The organism is Filomicrobium insigne (assembly GCF_900104305.1).
GTDB lineage: Bacteria > Pseudomonadota > Alphaproteobacteria > Rhizobiales > Hyphomicrobiaceae > Filomicrobium > Filomicrobium insigne.
Genome location: NZ_FNJC01000001.1, coordinates 829,698 through 851,660 on the forward strand (window position 1 = coordinate 829,698; position 21,963 = coordinate 851,660).

General features: G+C 57.8%; 21 protein-coding genes and 1 riboswitch. Of the genes, 10 read left to right on the forward strand and 11 right to left on the reverse strand.

The window, feature by feature from the left end; translation table 11 throughout:
• Positions 1-33: 33 nt before the first annotated feature.
• A riboswitch (glycine riboswitch) is annotated at positions 34-123 on the reverse strand.
• Between the two features lie 134 nt (positions 124-257).
• Positions 258-971, reverse strand: coding sequence for a class I SAM-dependent methyltransferase (locus BLS30_RS03785; protein ID WP_342027532.1), 714 nt, complete (start codon positions 969-971; stop codon positions 258-260).
• Between the two features lie 283 nt (positions 972-1,254).
• Here BLS30_RS03785 and BLS30_RS03790 point away from each other — a divergent pair, with 283 nt between their 5' ends.
• The 5 genes from BLS30_RS03790 (at position 1,255) to BLS30_RS03810 (ending at position 5,039) form a co-directional block, all read left to right on the forward strand.
• Positions 1,255-2,841: an ABC-F family ATP-binding cassette domain-containing protein gene (locus BLS30_RS03790; protein ID WP_090226692.1), complete on the forward strand. Its 1,587-nt coding sequence runs from the start codon at positions 1,255-1,257 to the stop codon at positions 2,839-2,841.
• A 216-nt stretch (positions 2,842-3,057) separates the two neighbouring features.
• Positions 3,058-3,672 carry a TetR/AcrR family transcriptional regulator gene (locus BLS30_RS03795; protein WP_046480071.1) on the forward strand — a complete coding sequence of 205 codons (615 nt, stop codon included), beginning with the start codon at positions 3,058-3,060 and terminating at the stop codon, positions 3,670-3,672.
• Positions 3,673-3,696: 24 nt separating this feature from the next.
• Positions 3,697-4,140, forward strand: a complete 444-nt coding sequence (locus BLS30_RS03800) for an SRPBCC family protein (RefSeq protein ID WP_090226694.1) — start codon at positions 3,697-3,699, stop codon at positions 4,138-4,140.
• A 116-nt stretch (positions 4,141-4,256) separates the two neighbouring features.
• A complete protein-coding gene (locus tag BLS30_RS03805) occupies positions 4,257-4,493 on the forward strand; it encodes a helix-hairpin-helix domain-containing protein (protein ID WP_046477469.1) in 237 nt (78 codons plus the stop codon).
• A gap of 66 nt (positions 4,494-4,559) precedes the next feature.
• A complete protein-coding gene (locus tag BLS30_RS03810) occupies positions 4,560-5,039 on the forward strand; it encodes a VOC family protein (protein ID WP_046477468.1) in 480 nt (159 codons plus the stop codon).
• Between the two features lie 130 nt (positions 5,040-5,169).
• On the opposite strand, the gene BLS30_RS03815 is transcribed toward BLS30_RS03810, so the two are convergent.
• Entirely contained in the window at positions 5,170-6,528 is a 1,359-nt protein-coding gene (locus BLS30_RS03815) for an ATP-binding protein (protein ID WP_046477467.1), read from the reverse strand.
• Complete coding sequence (locus tag BLS30_RS03820; protein WP_046477464.1) at positions 6,525-7,187, reverse strand: response regulator transcription factor; 663 nt, start codon at positions 7,185-7,187, stop codon at positions 6,525-6,527. Before BLS30_RS03820 ends, BLS30_RS03815 begins: the two co-directional genes overlap by 4 nt.
• A gap of 155 nt (positions 7,188-7,342) precedes the next feature.
• Between BLS30_RS03820 and BLS30_RS03825 the strand changes: the two genes are divergently transcribed.
• Genes BLS30_RS03825 through BLS30_RS03840 form a run of 4 tightly spaced genes read left to right on the forward strand, consistent with a single transcriptional unit; the run spans position 7,343 to position 12,076 of the window.
• On the forward strand, positions 7,343-8,398 hold the full coding sequence (locus BLS30_RS03825) for an efflux RND transporter periplasmic adaptor subunit (RefSeq protein WP_090227389.1): 1,056 nt from the start codon (positions 7,343-7,345) through the stop codon (positions 8,396-8,398).
• Positions 8,399-8,400: 2 nt separating this feature from the next.
• Positions 8,401-11,523, forward strand: a complete 3,123-nt coding sequence (locus BLS30_RS03830) for an efflux RND transporter permease subunit (protein ID WP_090226697.1) — start codon at positions 8,401-8,403, stop codon at positions 11,521-11,523.
• A complete protein-coding gene (locus BLS30_RS03835; RefSeq protein WP_244512355.1) occupies positions 11,499-11,876 on the forward strand; it encodes a DUF3240 family protein in 378 nt (125 codons plus the stop codon). Before BLS30_RS03830 ends, BLS30_RS03835 begins: the two co-directional genes overlap by 25 nt.
• Positions 11,873-12,076 (forward strand): hypothetical protein, encoded by a 204-nt coding sequence (locus BLS30_RS03840; RefSeq protein ID WP_046477457.1) that lies wholly within the window; start codon positions 11,873-11,875, stop codon positions 12,074-12,076. The genes BLS30_RS03835 and BLS30_RS03840 overlap by 4 nt, the downstream gene beginning before the upstream one ends.
• A 259-nt stretch (positions 12,077-12,335) precedes the next feature.
• Here BLS30_RS03840 and BLS30_RS03845 read toward each other — a convergent pair whose 3' ends face one another.
• The 6 genes from BLS30_RS03845 to BLS30_RS03875 all read right to left on the reverse strand — a co-directional run bounded on the left by BLS30_RS03845 (position 12,336) and on the right by BLS30_RS03875 (position 18,283).
• Positions 12,336-14,864: an autotransporter family protein gene (locus tag BLS30_RS03845; protein WP_244512356.1), complete on the reverse strand. Its 2,529-nt coding sequence runs from the start codon at positions 14,862-14,864 to the stop codon at positions 12,336-12,338.
• Between the two features lie 145 nt (positions 14,865-15,009).
• Positions 15,010-16,068: a helix-turn-helix domain-containing protein gene (locus BLS30_RS03850; RefSeq protein WP_090226707.1), complete on the reverse strand. Its 1,059-nt coding sequence runs from the start codon at positions 16,066-16,068 to the stop codon at positions 15,010-15,012.
• A 260-nt stretch (positions 16,069-16,328) separates the two neighbouring features.
• Positions 16,329-16,679 (reverse strand): zinc ribbon domain-containing protein YjdM, encoded by a 351-nt coding sequence (locus BLS30_RS03855; protein WP_090226710.1) that lies wholly within the window; start codon positions 16,677-16,679, stop codon positions 16,329-16,331.
• 122 nt (positions 16,680-16,801) lie between these two features.
• On the reverse strand, positions 16,802-17,014 hold the full coding sequence (locus BLS30_RS03860; RefSeq protein WP_046477450.1) for a DEAD/DEAH box helicase family protein: 213 nt from the start codon (positions 17,012-17,014) through the stop codon (positions 16,802-16,804).
• Positions 17,015-17,851: 837 nt separating this feature from the next.
• The gene (locus BLS30_RS03870) at positions 17,852-18,043 is read right to left on the reverse strand and encodes a hypothetical protein (protein WP_046477444.1); all 192 of its coding nucleotides are present in this window, start codon (positions 18,041-18,043) and stop codon (positions 17,852-17,854) included.
• Between the two features lie 6 nt (positions 18,044-18,049).
• A complete protein-coding gene (locus BLS30_RS03875; protein WP_139165285.1) occupies positions 18,050-18,283 on the reverse strand; it encodes a hypothetical protein in 234 nt (77 codons plus the stop codon).
• A 510-nt stretch (positions 18,284-18,793) separates the two neighbouring features.
• On the opposite strand from BLS30_RS03875, the gene BLS30_RS03880 reads away from it, so the two are divergent.
• A complete protein-coding gene (locus BLS30_RS03880; RefSeq protein WP_046477441.1) occupies positions 18,794-19,597 on the forward strand; it encodes a TylF/MycF/NovP-related O-methyltransferase in 804 nt (267 codons plus the stop codon).
• Between the two features lie 68 nt (positions 19,598-19,665).
• Here BLS30_RS03880 and BLS30_RS03885 read toward each other — a convergent pair whose 3' ends face one another.
• Both BLS30_RS03885 and BLS30_RS03890 read right to left on the reverse strand, forming a co-directional pair.
• Entirely contained in the window at positions 19,666-20,727 is a 1,062-nt protein-coding gene (locus BLS30_RS03885; protein WP_082101042.1) for a UDP-glucuronic acid decarboxylase family protein, read from the reverse strand.
• Between the two features lie 94 nt (positions 20,728-20,821).
• Positions 20,822-21,856: a GDP-mannose 4,6-dehydratase gene (locus BLS30_RS03890; protein ID WP_046477440.1), complete on the reverse strand. Its 1,035-nt coding sequence runs from the start codon at positions 21,854-21,856 to the stop codon at positions 20,822-20,824.
• Between the last annotated feature and the right edge of the window lie 107 nt (positions 21,857-21,963).

Here is a 21,963-nt window from a genome sequence, read left to right on the forward strand (position 1 = left end):
ACCGGATTGTACCCGATCGCTTTCCAGAGTTTTAGAAGCCTTGCGGTCCTTGGTGCCTGAGAGTTTCCGGGGCGGTTGCTCCTTCGGCGCCGGGATAAACCCGATCTCTTCCGCAAAACAGTAGGCCAGACTATCGAGGTGACATCCTGCGAAGTCAATCCTACCAAGGTCGACGCGGCCACAGAGCTGCTAGCAACGGGGAGCCACGCTGACCGCTGGAGAAAGGTGCGAGACATATCACTTGCGCCGGCGCGGCGTTAGGCTTTGGGTTTCTCCCATTCCATAACAACGAACCAGGGAACACGTCGACAGCGATCGGCTATTTCCGGATCGCCCCCCACGGGGGCTGGCTCTTCGAATGCGCGTAGGATCAAGCCCTCGGCGAGCAGAAGCCGCATATAGCTGCTCATAGGCCGATGCCAATTCCGGATGCGGATGTCACGCAACTCAACCCATTCAGCGCGTTCTTCCAAATAATGATCGATGCAGAATTGGAGCTCGCCGTTGGAATCTCGCGACCACCCACCATTCTTACCCGCGGTGCTGAAACTGGTGAGGTTGGCTATCAAAAGCGTTCCGCCCGGCCTAAGCACGCGCCCCATCTCGGCTATCGCTTTAGCCACGTCGGGAATGTCAATCAACGTCAGATAGCTAATAACGAGATCGAATGTATTGTTCGGAAATGCGAGTGCCTCGGCACGGCCGATGCGATAATCGCCCTGCGGATCACGTTGCCAAGCCGCCTCCACCAAGGCTTCTGTGGGGTCGATACCCACGACTTTTATTCCGTGGGCCCGCAACATTCTACAAAAGCGTCCCTCTCCACATCCGACATCCAACGCACTTTGGAAGTTCCTTTCCCGAACCCTTTCAATCATTGGTCCATCAAGTACAAACTCACGGCTGAAGTCGCCGCGATCGCCCATACTCGTAATCCACGCCGGTGCTGACTCTCGCCAACCGTCGGACATTCGAATCTCCATCTAATCCAGGGATGTCTTGCCAAGGCTTGGCCGTATCCTCAAGGAGGAATCGTATGGCGCGAGCGAGGCGAGGTGTGCATCTGCCGCAAACTCAAAGGATCAGGAGTAGTCGTGCAGTTCTCCTATCGATGATCCCCCCGCTCTTGAATAGCTGCAGCGGCTCGCTTACTTTCACGGGGCTCCTAACCAACGTCAAACAGGATGTGTGTAGCAATGGATTTCAACCCGACAGCAATGCCAATTCGCTCTGTCGTCGGGGAAATTCATAACCATGCCTGCATCAATCACTCTTTCCAATCTTTCCTGGTCCACGCCGGATAACTCTCCGCTTTTTTCCGACCTCACATTGAGCTTCGGTCCCGAGCGTACCGGGCTTGTTGGCCGGAACGGCATCGGAAAGACGACCCTATTCCGGATCATCGCCGGTCTGCTCTCGCCTCAGTCAGGCAACCTCGTGATCAATGGCACGTTTGGCATTTTGCGTCAGACGGTACAGGTGTGCGCAACCGAAACAGTTGCTGACCTCTTCGGCATTCGGGATGCGCTTGCGCTTCTTCGACGTGCTGAGGCCGGTGGGGCGACCATCGAAGAGCTCGAAGATGCTGATTGGACGTTAGAGGTGCGCGTTGCGTCCGCTCTCGACCGCGTCGACCTCGTTGCTTCTCTCGATACGCCGTTATCAACTCTCTCTGGCGGACAACGCACCCGCGTGGGCCTTGCCGCACTTCTTTTCGCCGAACCGGACTTTCTGCTCTTGGATGAACCGACCAACAACCTTGATCGTGATGGCCGCGAGGCGGTCTTGGCCTTTCTTTCAACTTGGCGTGTGGGTGCCATTGTCATCAGCCATGATCGTGAACTGCTTGAAACGATGGACGCGATTGTCGAGCTCACCTCGCTGGGCGCAAAACGCTACGGGGGCAACTGGAGTCAGTACCGCGCGCGTAAAGCCCGAGAGCTTGCGGCGGCGCACCGTGAACTTGACGACGCTGAAAACCGTCTGTCGGACATTGCACGCAGGACTCAAACGATAGCGGAGCGAAAAGCACGCAAGGACGGTGTTGGGCGAAAGACCGCGGCCAAGGGCGGAATGCCCCGGATCATTCTGGGCCGATTGCAGGACAGAAGCGAGAGTACGAGCGGCCGCAATGCCCGGCTGGCTGAGGACAAGCGCGCTGAGGCCATGGACGCTGCAGCATCTGCCCGCAAGCAGATCGAAATCCTCCAACCTCTTTCGGTTGACATTGCTCCGACGCATCTGCCTGCCAATAAGACGGTGTTGGAGATCGTATCTGCTGATGCCCGCTACGATACTGACCGGCCTGTCCTTCAGGATATGACATACGCAGTCGTTGGACCGGAACGCATCGCCATCACTGGACCGAACGGTTCGGGCAAATCGACGTTCCTCGCAATGGTGACGGGGCAGTTGCAACCGTGGCGCGGCGCCGTGAACGTCACGACCGATTTCGCAATGCTCGATCAGCGCGTGAGTCTCCTCGACCCTTCGATGTCGATCCGGGACAACTTTCTGCGCCTCAATCCCGGCACCGATGAGAACATCTGCCGCGCCGTACTTGCTCGTTTTCGATTTCGCGCGGATGCAGCACTTCAGGCTGTCGCGAACCTCAGTGGCGGACAAATACTCCGCGCTGGTCTCGCCTGCGTTCTTGGCGCCCCCCAGCCGCCGTCACTTCTCATTCTCGATGAGCCGACAAACCATCTCGATATCGACTCCATCGAATCTGTCGAAGCAGGCTTGCGCGCCTACGACGGCGCGCTTCTGGTTGTCAGTCACGATGAAGCATTTCTGGAAGGTATCCGCATTACGCGGCGCCTAGAATTGTCCGCTTTATAGCGGGGCGGGTTACCGGCACTTCGCCGCGCTGACAAACTCATTGGATACCTCGCACCACAAGACCACCATGTTAAATACCGTCGCGTTTGGGTCGGGCGGGACATCTACGATAAATCCGTCAGACCATCTCAGTATTCTAACTCAGCGCTAACCCTTCCTTGACTCCATACCAACTAGTAGGTATACACAAACCGATCAGTTGGTATGGTAACGGAAATGGCCCAACAAGATTCAAGAACCAAGCTTCTCAATGCGACGCTGAAGATCGTGCGCTCGAAGGGCTATACGGCGACCAGGATCGAAGACATCTGCGCCGAAGCCGGTGTCACCAAGGGCAGCTTCTTCCATCACTTCAAAAGCAAAGATGACCTGGCGCTCGCCGCGGTTGCCCATTGGGACGCAATGACCGGCGGACTTTTCGCGCAGGCGAAATATCACGACCACGCCGATCCGCTCGACCGCCTGCTCGCCTATGTCGATTTCCGCAAGGAACTTCTCGCTGGAGATCTGCCAGATTTCACCTGCTTCGCCGGCATGATCACTCAGGAAGCCTATCAGACGCGTCCGGACATCGTAGAGGCTTGCGCGCGCAATATCAGCGGCCATGCCAAGACGCTCGAAGCCGACATCGGTGAAGCGATGAAGAAATATGGCGTCCGCGGCGATTGGACCACTGAAAGCCTCGCTCTGCACATGCAGGCGGTGATCCAGGGGTCGTTCGTCCTCGCCAAAGCAAAGGGCGGAGCAGCAGTCGCCGCCGACAGCATCGGCCATCTTCGCCGGTATCTGGAACTCCTGTTCAGATCAGACACATCCAAACGTACATCTTGAACTCGAAACGGCAGGAGAGTTGTCATGCCTAACACCGTCCGCTTGCATCGCGTCATCGCTGCCAAGCCAGAAAAGGTCTATCGGGCGTTTCTTGAACCGGATGCGATCGCCAGTTGGCTCCCACCCTTTGGGTTCACCTGTACCGTCCATGCATTGGACGCCAAGGTGGGTGGCAGCCACAGAATGTCGTTCCGGAACTTCACGACTGGTGAGAGCCATTCCTTCGGCGGCGATTATCTCGAACTCATCCCAAATGAGCGGCTGGTCTACACGGACAAATTCGACGATCCCAATTTGCCCGGCGAGATGAAAGTCACTGTCACGCTCAGCGCCGTATCGGTCGGCACGGAAATGACTGTCGTACAGGAGGGGCTCCCAGACACGATCCCGGTCGAGGGTTGTTATCTCGGCTGGCAGGAATGTCTCCAAAAGCTGGCAAACCTTGTCGAACCCGAAATCACTCAGTAGCGCCGGTATCTCATCTGACAATTATTCGACGTGAGCAGCTTTGACTGGCGCACTGACTTCGGCTCGGCGAGGGCAAAACCGTGAGAGCGTTCAACGGATGCGAAGGAGTTGTGATCATGGAGCCCTGTGACAAGGAGAAGAGCGCTCACTTTGATTACTCCCGGCTAAGCCGATCTTTTCTCGCTCTCTCGAAGCCGGCGCAGCGGGCGTTGATCAACAACGGTATTTTTAAGCCCCACGATCTTGCAAGGTGGAGCCGCGCGGACATCGCCAAACTCCATGGCATCGGACCAACCGCCCTTCCCAAGTTGGATGAAATCCTCCGTGCGGAAGATCTCAAATTCGACGAGTAACTCTTCTGGCATCGCCGGGCTCGGGCTGAGCCCATCCTACAAACTCACAAGCGGAACGTATTCATCATGAAATCGATCACGCCCAACCTCTGGTTCGACAATAATGCCGAAGAGGCCGCCGAATTCTACACCCGCCTTTTTCCCAATAGCAGGATCGAGAAGGTCCTTCACTCACCAGCCGACAATCCCTCCGTGAAGAAGGCTGACGTGATCACCGTCGACTTCACGTTAAACGGGCAACGCTTCGTCGGTATCAACGGTGGCCCCGCATTCAAATTTACGGAAGCCGTATCGTTCTCGATCGACTGCGAAGACCAAGCAGAAGTTGACCGCTACTGGGGTGCGCTTACCGCCGATGGCGGCAGCGAAAGCATGTGCGGGTGGTGCAAAGACCGGTTCGGCTTATCCTGGCAGGTGGTGCCCCGACGGCTCATTGAGCTTCTAAGCAGCGATGATACCGAGGCTAACAAGCGTGCGATGGAGGCGATGCTCAAGATGAAAAAGATCGACATCGCTACACTGGAAGCCGCCGCGAAAGGCAGCTAGACAATCCCTCAAAATCCGCATGACAGACATACGATCGCCTCGCGGGCCGTAGAAATGAACCGGCGTTAGCCGTAGGCCCGCGATCTGCTACGATGGTCTCACGGATGTCTAAACTGATATAGGTTGTGCCCTAGCACGCATCCTGCAGCCGCGGGAGTTCAAGGATCGCAGCAAGGCCACCCAACTTCGAGGGGTGCAAGCTGATATCGCCGCCGTAGAGCCGAGCAAGATCGCGCACGATCGCAAGCCCCAGTCCGCCGCCGGGTTTCTGGCTATCCCATCTTTGTCCGATGTCGAAAACAATGTCATAGGCCTCCGGGGGAAGCCCTGGACCATCATCCTCGACGATGATCTGCAACAGGTCCGAAGGTGAGCCCGGAGCCACAGAGATTCTGACCTTTTCCTTAGCGTGCTTACACGCATTATCGACGAGGTTGGCGAGCATTTCGTTCAGATCCTGAGGGTCGCACGCGACCTTCGCAGGGTCCGCAATATCATTGTCGATATTGAGCATGCGATCCCGGTAAAGGCGTGAAAGTGCACTTGTTACCTCGCTCGCGGCCTTGGCAACCGAAGCGACTGTGCCTGGGACCGCGCGCATGGCGACAGCGCGGGCGCGGGTGATCTGGAAGTTGATCTGCGTCTGCATCCTGCTGCATTGCTCAAAAATCGTCTTGGAGGATTGTTCCAGGCCCTGCTCCGCAATTTTGTGCGCTTCATCGGTCAATATTGCGAGCGGCGTTTTCAATCCGTGCGCTAGGTTCCCGGCCTGGGTGCGCGCACGCTGGATCAAGTCCGAGCTTGACGCCAGCAATGTGTTGAGATCATCAGCCAGGGGCTGAACTTCAGGCGGGAACTGCCCAGAAAGGCGTTTTTCCTGACCGGATCGAACGCGCATCAAAGCTTCGCGCATTCCGGCAAAGGGCCGCATGGCAAAAGTAATCAGCACCGCGGCGGCCAGCGCCATTGTCAGACCTAGGAGGCCCAACGCTAATATGAGCATGTTGTTGAAACTCGCCAGCACCGTTTCTAGGTGGCGCCGATCCGTGCCGATGATGTACCGGACGGGTGGACCATCGGGAGCGGTCCATTTGGAACGCTCTGCGACAATCAAGCTGCCTGTCGGGCCATCAATTTCGTGGGTGTGGACCCCGGCATCAGCAGCGTCGTCGACTGGTGTTTTTAAAATTCCACCCTTCAGCGATTCCGAGCGAGCAAGCACGTGATCGTTACGCTGCACTTCCCAGTAAAACCCCGAGCTGTCCACATCATAGCGCGGGTCGCTCAGCTGACGCTCGACTTTCGCCTGTCCGCCCTTACCGACATTAACAAGCCGCTGCAGTTCGTCGAGATGAACATAAAGCTCATCGTAGAATTGCTGGGTGACATGCTCGCGGAAAATTGCCGAGAGTGCGAAACCGGCGGAAAGCATACCTACGACAATCCATAAGACAGCAGCGCCGATCAGCCTGTTTTTCAGCGACATCATTTACGCTCGTCCATTCTGTAACCCATGCCACGAACGGTTTTGATGATGTCTGCTCCGAGCTTACGCCGCAGCCGGCTGACATAAACCTCGATCGTGTTTGACTCCCGGCTTTCATCCAGCGTGTAGAGATGTTCGGTCAGTTCGGCCTGCGGTATGATGCGCCCGAGCCGGTGCATGAAATAGTTGAGCATTCGCAATTCTCGCGCCGTCATATCCACTGGCTTGCCATCAAGGGTGACGCGTCCGTTGGCGGTATCGAGAGAAACGTTTCCGTTCGTAAAGACAGGTGTAGCAAGCCCGGAATTCCGCCTGATGAGCGCCTTCAATCGCGCATCGACTTCTGGGATATGGAAAGGCTTGGTGATGTAATCGTCGGCCCCGGCGTTCAGGCCTTCAACCTTCTCTGACCACATCCCCCTGGCCGTCAACACAAGGACGGGCAGCTGGACCCCATCCGCGCGCCAGCGACGCAAGACCTCAAGACCCTCCATTCCGGGAAGACCAAGATCGAGGATTACTGCGTCAAAGTTTTCGTCCTTGCCGATCACATAGGCGTCGGGACCGTTGTCAGCGTGGTCGACGACATATCCAAGCGCTTCGAGGCCTGAGACCAGTCGCTCGGAGATCTCTTGGTCGTCCTCAATCAGGAAAATCCGCATGCCAGTTCCTTGGTTTGCCGGTGCTTATAGGTCGCCAAGCTGAAAATGAGCTGAACACCGACGTCGCAGGAAATGCGCAATTCAGGTGGCTTTCAGGTTCGCATGGCATGCGCTTCCCCGAGATTGGTTTTCGTTCGCCTCAGGAGGCTCCGCAAATGCTGCGCGCGCTGCTTTGTTCCACGGTCACTTCAATACTGGCTTTAGGCCCGGCGTTTGCTGCTGGAGAGCAGAGTATCGCCGTTAGCCCGAAGCAGGTCGAGAACCTCGAAATTAAGCTTGCCGAAACTAAGCCGGCGACAAGCGAGGCACTTGCGCTGCTGCCGGCCACCATCGTGTCGGCCATGAACCAGCACATTGCAGCAACAGCGCCGTTCTCAGGAACTGTCGTTCAAAACCACGTTCTTCCAGGACAGTACGTCAAGAAAGGGGATGCACTCGCCACGCTGGCGAGCCGAGAGCTCCTTGAGACGTTAAGCCAAATTGCTCAATCCGAAGCTGAGCTGCAGATGGCCAGAGCCATAGCCGAGCGCAAACGCACGCTAGCAGACAAACAAATTTATAGTCCGACGATGGCGGCGGAAGCTGAAGCCCATGTCGCCAAAATCGCCGCCGTTCTTGAGCAAAACCGTAAAGCTGTCTCGATGGGTGGCATCAAGCTTGGCGCCCCAGGTCAATATACGATCGTGGCGGCGAACGATGGCCGCGTCGACGAGGTTTCCGCACTGCCCGGCGCCGCGGTCGAAGCGAACGCACCGGTTGCCACACTTGTTCTCGGCGACGAAATTTGGATCGAGGCTCAGGTCTCAGCGGATCTCGTGACCAAGATCCGCCCTGGCGACAAAGTTCAGGTGGTCGACGGCCCCATCGGCGTCGTCGTCTCCATTGGCGGTAGTCTCGATAAGCTCACGCGGTCTGCAAAGCTATTGGCGCGACTGCCGACGGACGCCCGCCTTCTACGGGGTGAGATGGTGACGATCAGTGTCATGCGGGAGGCCACGATGGGTAGCCTCGAGGTCCCAGCTTCGGCGGTCAGTTGGATCAATGACCACCATGCCGTCTTCGTACGTCAAAACAGTGGGTTCAGGCTGGCACCCGTCTCTGTAAACGGCCGCTCACAATCCTCCGCAACTGTGACCGGTGATTTGACTGCAGGTGAGATGGTTGCCGCAAGCGGTCTTCCGCAGCTTCAATTCATTCTTGAGGGCAACTGACCATGCTGCGGAGATTAATCGAATTCTCCCTGACGCAACGCGTCTTCATGCTGCTTGCCGCCCTGCTGCTTGCGGGGGCGGGAACCTACGCCTTCCTAAACATCTCAATCGATGCGTTCCCGAACATCGCCCCGGTTCAGGTCAAGATGATCATGAAGGCGCCGGGGATGACGCCGGAAGAAGTCGAGACGCGGGTAATCGCGCCCATTGAAATGGACCTGCTTGGCATTCCTCGTCAGACCATTCTGCGCTCCCTGGCGAAATACGCGGTTGCCGACATCACCCTCGACTTCGAAGACGGCACCGACATCTACTGGGCGCGCCAGCAGGTTGCAGAGCGGCTTGCCGGCATACGCGGCGATCTTCCGGCCAGTGTTACCGGCGGGCTGGCACCTGTCTCGACGCCGCTGTCTGACGTGTTCATGTTCACGATCGAAGGTGGAGGTTTATCGCTCGAAGAACGGCGCAGCCTTCTTGACTGGACAATTCGTCCCGCACTTCGAACCATTCCGGGTGTCGCTGACGTCAACGCGCTCGGTGGAATGGTGCGCACCTTCGAAGTGGTACCCGACAGTGCGGCTCTCGCGGCTTCGGGTCTAGGCGTCTCGGACCTCATTACCGCAATTGCGGAAGCCAACCGTAACGACGGATCCGGGCGATTAAGCGAGGGCGAAAAGGCGCTTGTCGTCCGTGCTGAAGGCGCGATCAAGAAGCCTGAAGATCTCGAGCAGATCGTTATTAAAAACTACGACGGTCGCGTCCTGCGGCTGCGCGACGTTGCGTCCGTTCGCATCGGCAGCCTTACCCGCTATGGCGCTGTAACCAAGGACGGTAAGGGCGAAGCTGTTGAGGGCCTCGTCTTGTCGCTGCGTGGTGCCGACGCAAGCTCGATCGTTGAAGCTGTGCGCAAACGGCTGGCAGAACTCGAACCGGGGCTCCCGAAGGGTGTCAAGGTTGCGGTGTTTTACGACCGTTCCGACCTGATCCAGCGGGCTGTCGGAACTGTCAGCAGAGCACTGCTCGAAGCAACCGTTCTGGTGGTGGTTTTGCTCCTTGCCTTCCTCGGCAATCTTCGGGCGGCACTGGTCGTGGCCATCACGCTTCCCTTCGCAGCGCTTTCCACCTTCGTCATCATGTACGGCTTGGGGATGTCGGCAAACCTAATGAGCCTTGGCGGACTTGCGATCGCAATCGGGCTTATTGTCGATGCTGCCGTTGTGGTCGTCGAGAACACCGTCGAGAGGCTGCATCATGAAGGCGACCAGGTACGAATTCCGCACCTGCATCAAGTCTACCGCGCAGCGAGTGAAGTTGCTGTGCCGGTGGCTTCCGGCATCGTGATCATCTGCTTGGTATTTCTGCCGCTGTTGTCGTTGCAGGGACTGGAAGGCAAGCTATTTGCTCCGGTTGCACTAACAATCATCTTTGCATTGAGCGCTTCTCTCGTCTTGTCGCTGACCCTCATTCCCGTCCTGTCCTCGTTCTTTTTAAAACCGGGCCAGCATAGCGAGCCGTTGCTGATGCGATTGCTGACCAGAGGTTATCGGGTTCTCCTGAGAGGCGGCCTGCGATTTCCATTGCCGCTTTATTTGTTCGCAGCTGGCGGCATGGCAGCCTTGGTTATTGCCTATGGCGCGATTGGCAAAACCTTCATGCCAACCATGGATGAAGGTTCGATCATCATGCAGCTCACAAAGCTGCCATCGGTCAATCTCCAGAGCAGCATCGAAACCGATCTCATCATTCAGCGCCGATTGATGGCCGCCATTCCGGAAGTTGAACAGGTGATTGCCCGTGTTGGCTCAGACGAACTTGGCCTCGACCCGATGGGGCCGAATGAAACCGATACGTTCCTCGTTCTGAGGCCAAAGACGGAGTGGCGCGTTCCAGACAAGGACTGGCTGCTCAATCAGATGCGCCAGGCGATGGTTGATATTCCAGGCGTCGAGTTCGCATTCACCCAGCCGATCGAGATGCGCACGGCGGAAATGCTGACTGGGGCGCGGGGAGATTTGGCCGTCAAAATTTTTGGTCCCGACCTCAAAGTGCTCTCGGAACTGGCGGGCAAGATCCAGGCCGCGATCGAGACGGTCAGCGGCGCTGCAGAAGTCTCAACGGTCGCTAACGACACCGTCGACTATCTGCAGATCAACGTCGACCGATTGAACTCCGGGCGCACTGGTTTGTCGGTTACCGAGATCCAGGACGAACTTCGCGCCCTGCTCGAAGGTGCCAAGGCTGGGATCGTCGCTGAGCCGGGTCGGCGTACGGATATCTTGATCCGGGGCGGGCCCGCTGTTCGCGAAACGCCACAGCTTTTTGCAAATAGCCAGCTCGCGGCAGGCGATGGCGGCCTTGTCCGAGTCGGTGACGTTGCCCGCATAGAGAGAACTGCCGGGCCTGTCAAAATCGACCGGGAAAATGCTTCGCGCTTTGCACTCGTGCAGGCCTATGTCACGGGGCGCGATCTCGTCGGATTTGTCGAAGATGCTCAGCAAGCAGTCGCCCAAAAAGTTACTCTACCATCGGGCTACCGTCTGGTATGGGGCGGGCAATTCGAGAACCAGCAGCGCGCTGCGACGCGGCTCGCTATCGTCGTTCCACTTGCGCTGCTTCTCATCTTTGGCGTGCTTTTCGCGACATTGCGTTCCTTACGTCAAGCACTGCTGATCCTTGCCAACATTCCTTTCGCTCTCGTCGGCGGCATGCTCGCCTTGTGGGCATTTGGCGGCTACCTGTCGGTACCGGCCTCTGTCGGCTTCATCGCGCTGCTTGGCATCGCTGTTCTGAATGGGCTGGTCCTGGTCAGTCATTTCAACCAACTCATCGCTGAAGGTCTACCGCTTGATCGTGTTGTGTTCGAGGGGGCGGTCCGGCGACTTCGACCGGTATTGATGACCGCCAGCATTGCGGCATTCGGCCTTGTCCCCTTGCTGTTCGCCAGCGGTCCAGGTTCCGAGATTCAGAAGCCCTTGGCGATCGTCGTTATCGGCGGGCTCGTCACATCGACAGCGCTCACCCTTTTCCTGCTTCCCATTTTATTCCGTCGCTTCGGCGTCGCCGGCAAAGGCGATGTCCAGGCTGCGGAAGAGGAGTTCGTATGGACCAACCCGCTTGCAAGCTAATGCTGGTTTTTCCCGAGAATATTGGGGATCGCGTCGTCGAACTTCTGCAAGCCTCCGACCCGCCCATTACCGGGTTTACCACGTGGGCCGCAGATGGGCACGGACACGATTTCGACTCTTCTGAAATGAGGGAACGCGTACGCGGTCGCGTCAGGCGTCAACTGCTCGCCGCTGTGATGACGTTACCTCGCGCGAAGGACTTGCTCGAAGAAATCAGACAGCGCATCCCAGTGCGTCATGTGACGTACTGGATCGAACCGGTTCTGGGTTTTGGAACGCTGGCCCCAAGGACTGTCGACACGCAGGCGCTGGATCCCACGACACAACTCTGTTCTGAAGAGTCTGCCAGATGATGGATTGGTTCACTGTTGGGTCCGTGCTGTCCTTCCTCTTTACGCTTGCCGTAGCCGCTGGCGGCTTCGCCATTGCGGTCTGGGCTTCACGTAAAGCGAACGTCCAATCCGAACATATTGCCCGCCTTGTGCACCCGTCTCAAACCAAGACTTCGTCAGCCTCAACCACCGCACCACCTCGAAAGCTCTCACAGCAATGAACCTGCCAAAGAAGGCTCAATAGTTGCCGGGGGGCAAACTCGTCAGCGCCTTAGTCCACTTAAGGCGTTTCAGCACAGCCAGCTCCGGTCCAAGAAAATCAAGAAAATCGGCGCTGTCATTGGCAACCTTGTTCACGCGTGTGCCAAGCGGTCACATCAGATGGTGAAGAGTGGAGGAACAAGTCCGAACTTAAATCCGCATAGCGCTTGGTGAGACGGAACGCCCGAGCAGATTGTCAGGCGCGCGGCTTTGCCATTCTCAGAATTTCACCGCGAGGCTTGCCTTGATGCCATGGTCCTGGGCGTCCGAAGCAATCTGGCCAGTATAGGATACGCCGAAGGTCGCCTCGGATGTCAGGTTGAGGTCAAGCCCTGCCTCAACAACGGCACTGTTTCTGGCGATCGGAACGCCAGTGATGGTGAAGGCGTCCCCTGCCGAGAAGGCATGCGTGCTCTCGGGGGCCGTATCACCGAATGCATGCTGCCATCCGATCATGCCGCGCACGGTGGCGTCGACCGTGCCGAGCGCGAAATTGTTTTCTCCCCGCAAGCCGAGCGTCATGAACGTCACGTCAGTCGTGCCGCTCTCGACGGACAGCCCCGCCGCGCCGCCATCTTCGGTGAAGTCCTCGGTACGCAGGCTCACATGAGCGAGATTGACGAAGGGCTCCAGGCGCATTCCGATTACCAGGTTCATGCCATAGCCGAGTTCTCCGAACGCCTGAAAGGTGCCGCCATTGTAATCGGCCGAAAGGCTATCGGTGAGGCCCGCAATGGAGACAGTGCGATTGGTCTCGATATCGTGCCAAGTGTAGGCCCCGCCTGCCCTGAAAGCCACATTGCTCCATTCGGTGCCGCCATAAAGGCCGACATGGTAGTTGGGGCTCGATCCCGACGAAGTGCGGTCCTGCACGTCAAAGCTCGACTGGCTGTAGCCGGCCAGAACGCCGATACGCCAATCGCCAACAAGACCGTCGGCGCCGATCAGCAGGCCGCCCAACGAGCGGTCGAGGCTCGCGGCATTGCCGTCGCTGTCGGTTGAGCCCCAGGACCCGAAGCCGTGCGACCAGAACACCGGCCCGGCATAGTCGGCGGCGACGAGAACTGGCGCATGCCCCGAGCCATAGGCCAGCACCGGGGCGTAGGACGCTCCTGCCGTTGCGAACGCCGCACGGATTCGATCGTTGGCAGCGTTACGCAGGAACCGGCTATCCTCGATCAGGGCCGTTTGCGCTGAGGCGAAGATCTCGCCCGACAGCGCGTCGAAGCTGGCGCGAATGAGATCTGTGTCGTTGGCCAGTTGGGCAATCGCGTCATAGACGCGATGACCGGCGCCGAAACCGATGCTCTCAATTCCTTTGGCCGTGGCGATCTGGTTGTGGGTGAGCGCGAACGCAGCAAAATCTTGACTATTGCGGACAAGCACAAGATCGACCGTGTCGGCGATATAATCATAGATCAGATCGGGATTGAGAAAGGCGAAGTCTGAGGTGACGCTCTCAAACACGCCGACCAGCTCTACGGCTGACAGGATCGTGTAGGTCGAGTCCAGATCGTAATTGCCGTTAGCACCGATATGGGCAACGCTGCCGCCGTTGAGCGTCGCCTTGCCGGTCACTTTGACAAGATCGCTTTCCGTGCCTTGGGGGTTCACTTCCACGGCAAAGCGAGAGCCTGCCATAAAGGTGAGATCGCCATCCACAGTCAGTGTACCAATGGAATTACCCGGCGCTAGCGTGCCGCCATCTTCCACGATCGTACTGCCGACAATGCCTGAGCCGCCAAGCATTGCTCCGGAATCGATCGTGAGCTGGGAGGAAGTGGCAATTGATCCAACAACGATCAAGGTACCTTCGGAAACAGTGGTTTCGCCAGTATAGGTACTCTCCCCGGCTAGCGTCAGTGTGCCGCCGCCCAGCTTGGTAAGGCCACCAGCTCCCTGTAAATCCGTGCCGATACCAATGTCGAACCCATCTGTATCGAAGATCGCTCCCCCCGCTCCAAACGTCACGTCACCGGCGCCGAAATTGCGCAGAAAGTCGGCCTCATCGGACGTCGCGCGCAATATGCCGCCATCGAACGAAAGCACCCCGGGGCCCAGTCCCTTCTCGACAACGCGGGTAGCCAGAACACCATTGCTATCGAGCGCAATCATACCCGATGCGCCGGGTGCATCGGAACCAAGATAGGTTGCCCCAGCGGTCACCGCCCCACCATCCCAAATTGTCAGCGCGCCCTGAGCGCGCCGCCCCACAAAAAGATCGCCGGCAATATTCCATTGCGAACCGTTGTCTTCGACCGTTACGCTGCCTGCTCCTCCACCGTTTGCGATCGCGGCCCACTCTCCAACGTTTACTACACCGCCCTTCTCGATGGTGAGCGTGCCCGCGCCCTCATTGCCGACGCGGAAAAATCCGGCCCCTGCCCATGTGGAGGCGTTTCCATCGGCGCCCGTTCCCGACACGGTGACGATGCCGTTCGAGCTAGAGCGGTAACCGACCGCGCTAAATGCGCTGGACACTTGGCCGCCATTCTTGATGGTGAGCTCGCCGGCGCCAAGGTCGCCGACATAGAGGAGATGGCCGGTGTCCCAAGGACTGGGCCGAGTGCCGCTCGTCGTTCCGGTGGGGTCGTCGCCATCGATAATTTCATGCCCGTTGATAATGACGATCTGCGCCTGAACCGGGCTAGCGGCGCTTAGTGCCAGCGCCGAACCGCCGGCCAGAAATGCCCAAGGCAATCTCCCGCGTGCAATCGCAGAACAATTCGATCGTATTCTGGTCTTCAATGTCCAAGCTCCTCGCGGCGCGGCCGTTGAACAGCCGACACCCTTCAGCCCGGGAGAGGGACCGGGCAAAGTTTCGGAGTTTGCACTATAAATTCATTGAAAAATAAGCGGTAATCAGCGTGTCTCAAATGCATAATCGAGCAGTCTATTCTCTCGATTTCTGACCGGTATCACCGTCGGCGGAGCTACTCTGGCTCTCACGCAGCTCACTCGGGGAGAGGCCGAATCGATGCCGGAAGGCACGATTGACATTCGGCGTGTCGAACAACCCGCAGCGCTCTGCCAGTACCGAGATCGGCACCAACTGGTCGGGGCCTTCGAGGAAGGCTTTGAGTTTCTGAAGCCGCAGTTCACGTATCTGACCATTGACGGTCAGATGGTAGGTGGCAAACAGGCGATAAAGACTGGCCCGCGAACAGCCGATGGCACGGGCGATTTCCTCCGCGCCCAGTGTCTTCTTCCCCAGGTTGAGCCGGATATAGCGTTGCGCGGCTGCGAACAAACCCTCATTGCGGCTGCCTCGATCGCCATAGGCCGAGGTGAAGGCGGTTTCGATGGTGGTGATGGCGAAAGCTTCCGAGGCATCGAGCAGCCCGAGTTGTTCCATCGGATTGAGCGCGCTGGCCTTTTTGGGAAACCGTGCCAAATGCGCGCCAAGTAGACCGGAGAGCCGTGAGCTATTGAGGGCCTTGCCGATCAAGGCCGGATCGGGGATCGATCCGGTGAAGATCGACGCAAGCAATGGCCGGGAAAGATCGATCTGTATCATGCTATGTCGACCACAGAACCGGACTTTTCCTGGACGGGCGGCATCGAACAGATAAAACTCGCCCGGGCCTGCTACGGCATCTGCTCCATGCTCGTGTGAGCCTTCGATACGGCCATCCATGACATAGAGCAGGGCGAGTTCTTCGCCGCCATCCGCCCTGATCTGGCCGCGCGTTCTGATCCCCTCGTAGCCATCGGCCTCGACATGGTGCATTTCGCCCGACAGCGTTGCGAGCGAAGTGACCGAGGCCACGAAATCGCGCTGTTGCGCAGCGTTCGGCCGGGGGACTTCGAGATTATAGATGACAGATTTGAGCCAGTAATTGTAGCGCTCGCGCTCAGGCGCATCGATCGAGGAGACTGTCTGGAAGACATGCGCGCGCGGTCGCCCTTTCGAAAACTGATAGAATTGCTGTCGCCGCGTCAAATCATCCATGCGGGAAGTATAAGGTGAGGGCCGCCTAGGGCAAGGAGACACAGACCTTTGTCCATTAACTCGGCCTGAAAACGCACAGGCGAATTCTATAGAGGCAACTTATCCCGAGCGGGCCTCAGTTCCGTATCATGCGCGAGCGGATGCGGGAAGCAGGCGATGTGGCGGAGGATGTCGACATCAACATCATCGAACGCGGCGAACGCAGCTTCGTCAGCAATCGGCTCAAACTATCTGTTAGGTTCTGACGCCGGACGGGCTCGCTAGTCCGCGACCTTTTTCACGAACGCGGATTTCAACCCCATCTGGCCGATCCCTGGTATTTTGCAGTCGATGTCGTGGTCACCGCCAACAAGGCGAATGTTTTTCACCTTGGTGCCAACCTTGACCACATTCGACGAGCCCTTGATCTTCAGATCCTTGACGACCATCACGGTATCGCCATCCGTTAGCACGGCGCCATTAGCGTCACGGACAACCGCTTCTTCCGTCGCCTCCTCTTCATGCGCTTCCGCGCCCGACCACTCGTGCGCGCACTCGGGACAAATGAACAGTCCTCGGTCTTCGTATGCGTACGGTGATTGGCATTTCACGCAATGGATGGTGTCGGTCATGTCGGATTCACTTGTCCTGCTGGATAGAGGCAGTCGTATTACTCGCGCGTTGGCGGTACCGCGCCGAATACGCTCTCGGATACCCGGCTGGCAAGGCATTTACAAACCTTTGGACGATCGATTTAAGGTCGGCGGGTATTCGTCACCACCGCGCTCAAGGCGCTTGAGATCATTGCCCGCGTTTGGTCGACGAGGGTGTTCCTGTCAGGGAGGAAAATCGTCCGTTTCGCGGATGCCAGCTTCCTCAAACGCCAGATGATTTGGACCGTCGTGTACGTCTCGCCCGTTCCGGACAGACCTTTTATTAGAGACCGTCGAGATAAGATGCCCGGCATTGGCGGCCGCGAGCGCGCGACCGCTGACAACCTCAAAGGTCGGGTTTCGTGTAGTCGCCGAGCTTCGAGCCGCAGAATTGCCAAATGTGCTTAAAGGCCGCTTGACTCCCCCGCGCGCCGAGCCTGCTGTTTTCGAAACGCTTGCCCGCGATCATGACGGCAACCGCTATGCGGGACCTCGCCTTGGCAATAGCTTCGAGCACAGGAAACACATGATCACCGCCGGCCACGACGCGAACGCATCATTCCCACAGCGTAGGACCAGCCCGCGTCCGCCTGACATGGTAGCGGCCAGCCCCACATGGTTGGTGCCGAAGTCGTCGCGTTCAATATTTGCCTCCCAACGGGCGGCTGCGGGCTGTGGCAGCAGCGTCAATCCCGCAATGAGGAGTACTGCGAAACCCCTTCGGACCGTGCGACGTGACACACCTTCCCTCCTCGGACTATTCCTATACGGACTAGTCTGAACCAGATTGGTACCGAGTGCACGCATTTCGTCAGAGGCTTCGCCTGTCAGATGGAGATCAAGATGTCAGAGCAGCAGTTTATGGCCGTCGATGTATTCATCGACTGGAAAGACGAGGGTGTGTACGCCGTCAGCCATACGTTGGGGGCACCTGGATGAAGGCGCCATATTGTCGGGGGGCTAATGATCTTTCGCGGGCAATCGCGAACTTGGTTGAACGCGGCTGAAGCGCCGGCTGACAATCTCCATCCTTTGATGCAGCTCGCAAGTTGCACGGCAGCTGCCTGAACCGAACCGGACATATCAACCTGTCACCTTGACTTCCCAGCTTGGCCCACAGGCGCCTTACGCAGCTCTCACAAGCTTTAGGGTCAGGTTCGGTCGCCCGACGCTTCGGCTTCGGCAATGTGTTCCTTGGCCTTGAGGATCTCTTCCTTGAGTTGATGTGTCTTATCGGGCTCGGCCTCAAGGCTCTCGAGGAACTCGCGCCATTCGCTGATCGATGCAAAGTGCGATGGTGGATCGATGAAGCTAAATTTTCGCGGCGGGTTAAGTGACGACATTAGCGATCACCTCGGATTTGCTTTTGGTCGTCGAAACATGATGCTGTCCGGTTCATCACCCCGCATACGATCGCCCAACAGCGAGTTGTCTTCTCGAAGGTCGACGAGAAGCTGCAAATCTAGCTTTGAGGTGAGCAATGCCGCGTGGAATTCTGGAGAAGCCGGGAGCACTTCTAGCTCCGCTATGTAGTGCTTCAAACTGTCTTCGGTCTCAAATTTAGGTCGCTTTGGTAACGCCATCGGTGCACGTCCTGACCAATCGTGTCGACGAACACATATAGTCTATCTTAGCCTATCTGGATCCTTGCCGGGGCAATCCTTGGTGGCTTTTAGTTTGAATTGCGGTCGATAATTCAGGCCTCTCACCATTGGATGCCATCCGGCAACAGCCGACATCGAGTGAATCCCACGCGACGCGAATGACCCACAGCCGACATCATGATCCGCGCGACCACCCGACTGGTAACTTCTGCTGTGCCGAGAAAGCGGACATTGCAACCAGGAACAAGCTTCTCAATGGGTCGCCGAAAGAATGCATCACCTTATCGACTCTCTGCTGACGTCAAACTAAATATCTTGAGCGTTGCACGTCACCGATAAGACGCAAGCGAACCTCTGCCGAACACCGAGTTCATAGAAGGGAGCAGAGTTGCAAGACTGCACGTGCAAACGGCGTCTATCGATTTCTATAGGTCCTGATCTAGCGCCATAGTAGTAATGAAGGGTGATCTGCGGACAGGTGCGTGTGAGATGGATAGGTCGGATCAGCTAGAGAACATTGATGGTGAATATTTAGCCAGCGAGATTTCCAGGCTTCGCGCGGCCTACCTCGACCTAATGTGCGACAGCCTCGTCGGGCGCCTCAATCGCGATCCCGCGATACAGCCGCACATCGGAGGCTACGATGAGAACCACCGCCTCAACGGATGGGATTGGCCATCGGTAGCCCCCTCAATGATCGGTGCGCGGCGCATGCGCCATCTGAGGGCCGAGTGCGAACGCGTCATCTCCGGTGGCGTCGCGGGAGATTTCCTCGAGGCAGGCGTATGGCGCGGCGGCGCGGCCATGATGATGAGAGCGGCGCTAAAGGCCTACGGCGTCACCGACCGGCGCGTTATTGCAGCCGACACGTTTGACGGTCAGCCTCTCGATACGGACCCTGAGGATTCCGCCGCTTTCCTACGTGAAGAACCCGTCTTCGCCGTGCCGCTTTACGAGGTGAGGGCCACCTTCGAGCGCTATGGGCTTCTCGACCGGCAAGTGGTTTTTCTGGAAGGGCCGTTCGCCGAGACGCTTGCGAACGCGCCGGTCGAGAGGCTTGCGATCCTGCGGCTTGATGGTGACACCTTCTCAAGCGCCCGCGATACGCTGGCAGCTCTCTACGATAAGCTTTCCCCCGGAGGGAGCGTCATCCTCGATGATTACTACCTGTTCGAAGACAACCGGCGTGCGGTTGATATTTTTCGGGCCGAGCGAGAAATCGTTGATCCGATCGTGGGGATCGATGACTACGGTGGCTACTGGGTAAAGGAGAGGCGCAGTACAGCCTGTTGATGGTCGCGCGGGCGGTATCGTGTTGTGTGAGGGACAGAAAAGATCCGGCAGCGTCGACGATAGGCTCGCTACTCCCCTAATGGCGCGGTTTCCTCCACGGTGCCCGGATCCTCGATGATGCCACCTGCATAGCAATCACGATTGACCAGTGTGGCGGCCGTGCGTGCTGGTTCAAGGGGTGCGCCGTACTTGAGCAGGGACTCAAAATAGGTGATCGTGCGTACGAGGCCGTCGCGCAAACCGACTTCCGGTCGCCAGCCGAGGGCCGAAGATGCCAGCGAAATGTCCGGCCGACGTTGGCGCGGATCGTCTGCCGGCAGAGGGCGGAAAACCATCTTGGATGACGACCCTGTCAAGTCGATCACGAGTTTGGCGAGTTCGCGGACGGTGAATTCGCCCGGGTTCCCGAGATTGACGGGTCCCATTAAATCGGGCGGGCTTCCCATGAGGGCAACCAGCCCCGTCACCAAGTCGTCCACATAGCAGAATGAGCGCGTTTGAGCGCCTTCACCGTAGACCGTGATTGGCGCGCCGCGTAACGCCTGCACGATGAAGTTCGATACAACGCGGCCGTCGTTCGGCTGCATCCTGGGACCGTATGTATTGAAGATGCGCGCAACCTTGATTTCAGTCCCGTACTGGCGCTGGAAGTCAAAGAACAGTGTCTCGGCACAGCGCTTGCCCTCGTCGTAGCAGGCGCGTGGTCCGATCGGATTGACATTCCCGTGGTAGGTCTCGTGCTGTGGGTGCTCAAGCGGATCGCCGTAGACTTCGGATGTCGAGGCTTGGAGAACGCGACTGCGTGTGCGGTTTGCTAACTCCAGAACGTTGAATGCGCCGAACACGCTTGTTTTCGTCGTTCGGACGGGATCATCTTGATAGTGCTGAGGGGAAGCGGGACAGGCGAGGTTGAAGATCTCATCGGCATCGAGGTTGAGTGGAGCAGCGATGTCGTGCTCAACAAGCTCGAAGCTGGAGTGATCGTTCAAATGATCTACATTGGCGCGCCGGCCAGTATGAAAGTTGTCAACGCAGATCGCGACGTGACCCGCTGCAAGCAACCGGTCGCACAGGTGGGATCCGAGAAAACCTGCACCGCCCGTCACGACCACACGCTTGCGACCACCCATACTGTCACCTAGCCTTTCTTCCAGCAGCTCCAACGTCGGTCAATATTGCCGGAGCTTTCCTGAATTGCAGATGTACGGACAATATCGAGTGCCCTCAGACCGCCTCAACAAACAGATCTCGCACCTCGTCGACCCAGTCGATCAGCCCTGTAACACCTTTCTCGACGCCGATTTCCGGTTTCCAGCCCAACTCCGCCTCCAGCTTTCGGATATCGCTCACATACGCGCGCTGATCGCCTGGCCGCCAGTCCTGCCACTTTAGCGGGATCGTCTTGCCGAGCCGCCGCTCCAGCATTGCGATCAGATCGAGCAAAGAGAGGACGTGATCCGGCCCGCCGCCAACGTTGAAGGCCTGTCCCGCGATGCGGTCCGGCGCCTGTATGGCGGCCTCGTAGGCGCGTAATAGGTCTTCGACATGAAGTACGTCGCGAACCTGGCGGCCATCGCCGTAAATGGTGATGTTGCGCCCCAGCCGCGCCGCGATGGTGAACCATGCAATCCAGCCCTGATCCTCGACGCCGAACTGCCGTGTTCCGTAGATGCAGGACTGTCTGAATGAAGTTGCGGGGATGTTATAAATGCGCGCGAAATCGAGAGTGTACTGATCAGCTGCTCCTTTCGAGCAACCGTAGGGTGAGAGAAAGTCGAGAGGTTCGCTTTCGGAAATGCCGTGCGGTCTGTCGGTGTAGCCGTAGCGTTCACCTTTCAGTTCGGTTACCGCTGATGTGATCTTGCCATAGACCTTGTTGGTCGAGGCGAAGATGACGACCGCTTCAGGGTTAAACCGGCGAATGGCGTCAAGCACATTGAAGGTGCCAAGCGCATTCGCCATGAAGTCGGCTCTCGGATCGACAACGGACGTTGTGACCGCCACCTGAGCAGCGAGGTGAATGACGGCATCGTAGCGCTTCTCGGAGACAACACGGTCGATTGCAGCGCGGTCGCAAACATCGGCGTGTTCGAAATCAAACGACGTGCCGTCGCGTAGCCATTCAAGGTTTTGTTCGGTGCCTGTGCGTGACAGGTTATCGAGGACCGTGACACTCCAGTTACGGCCACTGAAATAACGGGCGGCATTGCAGCCGACGAAACCGGCTCCCCCCGTGATCAACACACTCTTTGTGCCCATACCCAGTTCCTGTCGCAACGGTCACAGCCGACTGAACGGTCGATCGGGCACGTTTTCGTGCCGGCAGGAGAACCAGCTAGATCCCCTTATCTCTATAACGGACAACA

Excerpts from the sequence above, each read along its gene's own strand:
- BLS30_RS03790 (WP_090226692.1), top strand. The coding sequence starts at position 1,255 with ATGCCTGCATCAATCACTCTTTCCAATCTTTCCTGGTCCACGCCGGAT.
- BLS30_RS03850 (WP_090226707.1), bottom strand. The coding sequence starts at position 16,068 with ATGGATGATTTGACGCGGCGACAGCAATTCTATCAGTTTTCGAAAGGG.
- BLS30_RS03795 (WP_046480071.1), top strand. The coding sequence starts at position 3,058 with ATGGCCCAACAAGATTCAAGAACCAAGCTTCTCAATGCGACGCTGAAG.
- BLS30_RS03870 (WP_046477444.1), bottom strand. The coding sequence starts at position 18,043 with ATGTCGTCACTTAACCCGCCGCGAAAATTTAGCTTCATCGATCCACCA.
- BLS30_RS03805 (WP_046477469.1), top strand. The coding sequence starts at position 4,257 with ATGGAGCCCTGTGACAAGGAGAAGAGCGCTCACTTTGATTACTCCCGG.
- BLS30_RS03800 (WP_090226694.1), top strand. The coding sequence starts at position 3,697 with ATGCCTAACACCGTCCGCTTGCATCGCGTCATCGCTGCCAAGCCAGAA.
- BLS30_RS03890 (WP_046477440.1), bottom strand. The coding sequence starts at position 21,856 with ATGGGCACAAAGAGTGTGTTGATCACGGGGGGAGCCGGTTTCGTCGGC.
- BLS30_RS03810 (WP_046477468.1), top strand. The coding sequence starts at position 4,560 with ATGAAATCGATCACGCCCAACCTCTGGTTCGACAATAATGCCGAAGAG.
- BLS30_RS03830 (WP_090226697.1), top strand. The coding sequence starts at position 8,401 with ATGCTGCGGAGATTAATCGAATTCTCCCTGACGCAACGCGTCTTCATG.
- BLS30_RS03860 (WP_046477450.1), bottom strand. The coding sequence starts at position 17,014 with ATGCCGGGCATCTTATCTCGACGGTCTCTAATAAAAGGTCTGTCCGGA.
- BLS30_RS03875 (WP_139165285.1), bottom strand. The coding sequence starts at position 18,283 with ATGGCGTTACCAAAGCGACCTAAATTTGAGACCGAAGACAGTTTGAAG.
- BLS30_RS03815 (WP_046477467.1), bottom strand. The coding sequence starts at position 6,528 with ATGATGTCGCTGAAAAACAGGCTGATCGGCGCTGCTGTCTTATGGATT.
- BLS30_RS03840 (WP_046477457.1), top strand. The coding sequence starts at position 11,873 with ATGATGGATTGGTTCACTGTTGGGTCCGTGCTGTCCTTCCTCTTTACG.
- BLS30_RS03820 (WP_046477464.1), bottom strand. The coding sequence starts at position 7,187 with ATGCGGATTTTCCTGATTGAGGACGACCAAGAGATCTCCGAGCGACTG.
- BLS30_RS03885 (WP_082101042.1), bottom strand. The coding sequence starts at position 20,727 with ATGGGTGGTCGCAAGCGTGTGGTCGTGACGGGCGGTGCAGGTTTTCTC.
- BLS30_RS03855 (WP_090226710.1), bottom strand. The coding sequence starts at position 16,679 with ATGACCGACACCATCCATTGCGTGAAATGCCAATCACCGTACGCATAC.
- BLS30_RS03825 (WP_090227389.1), top strand. The coding sequence starts at position 7,343 with ATGCTGCGCGCGCTGCTTTGTTCCACGGTCACTTCAATACTGGCTTTA.
- BLS30_RS03785 (WP_342027532.1), bottom strand. The coding sequence starts at position 971 with ATGTCCGACGGTTGGCGAGAGTCAGCACCGGCGTGGATTACGAGTATG.
- BLS30_RS03835 (WP_244512355.1), top strand. The coding sequence starts at position 11,499 with ATGGACCAACCCGCTTGCAAGCTAATGCTGGTTTTTCCCGAGAATATT.
- BLS30_RS03880 (WP_046477441.1), top strand. The coding sequence starts at position 18,794 with ATGGATAGGTCGGATCAGCTAGAGAACATTGATGGTGAATATTTAGCC.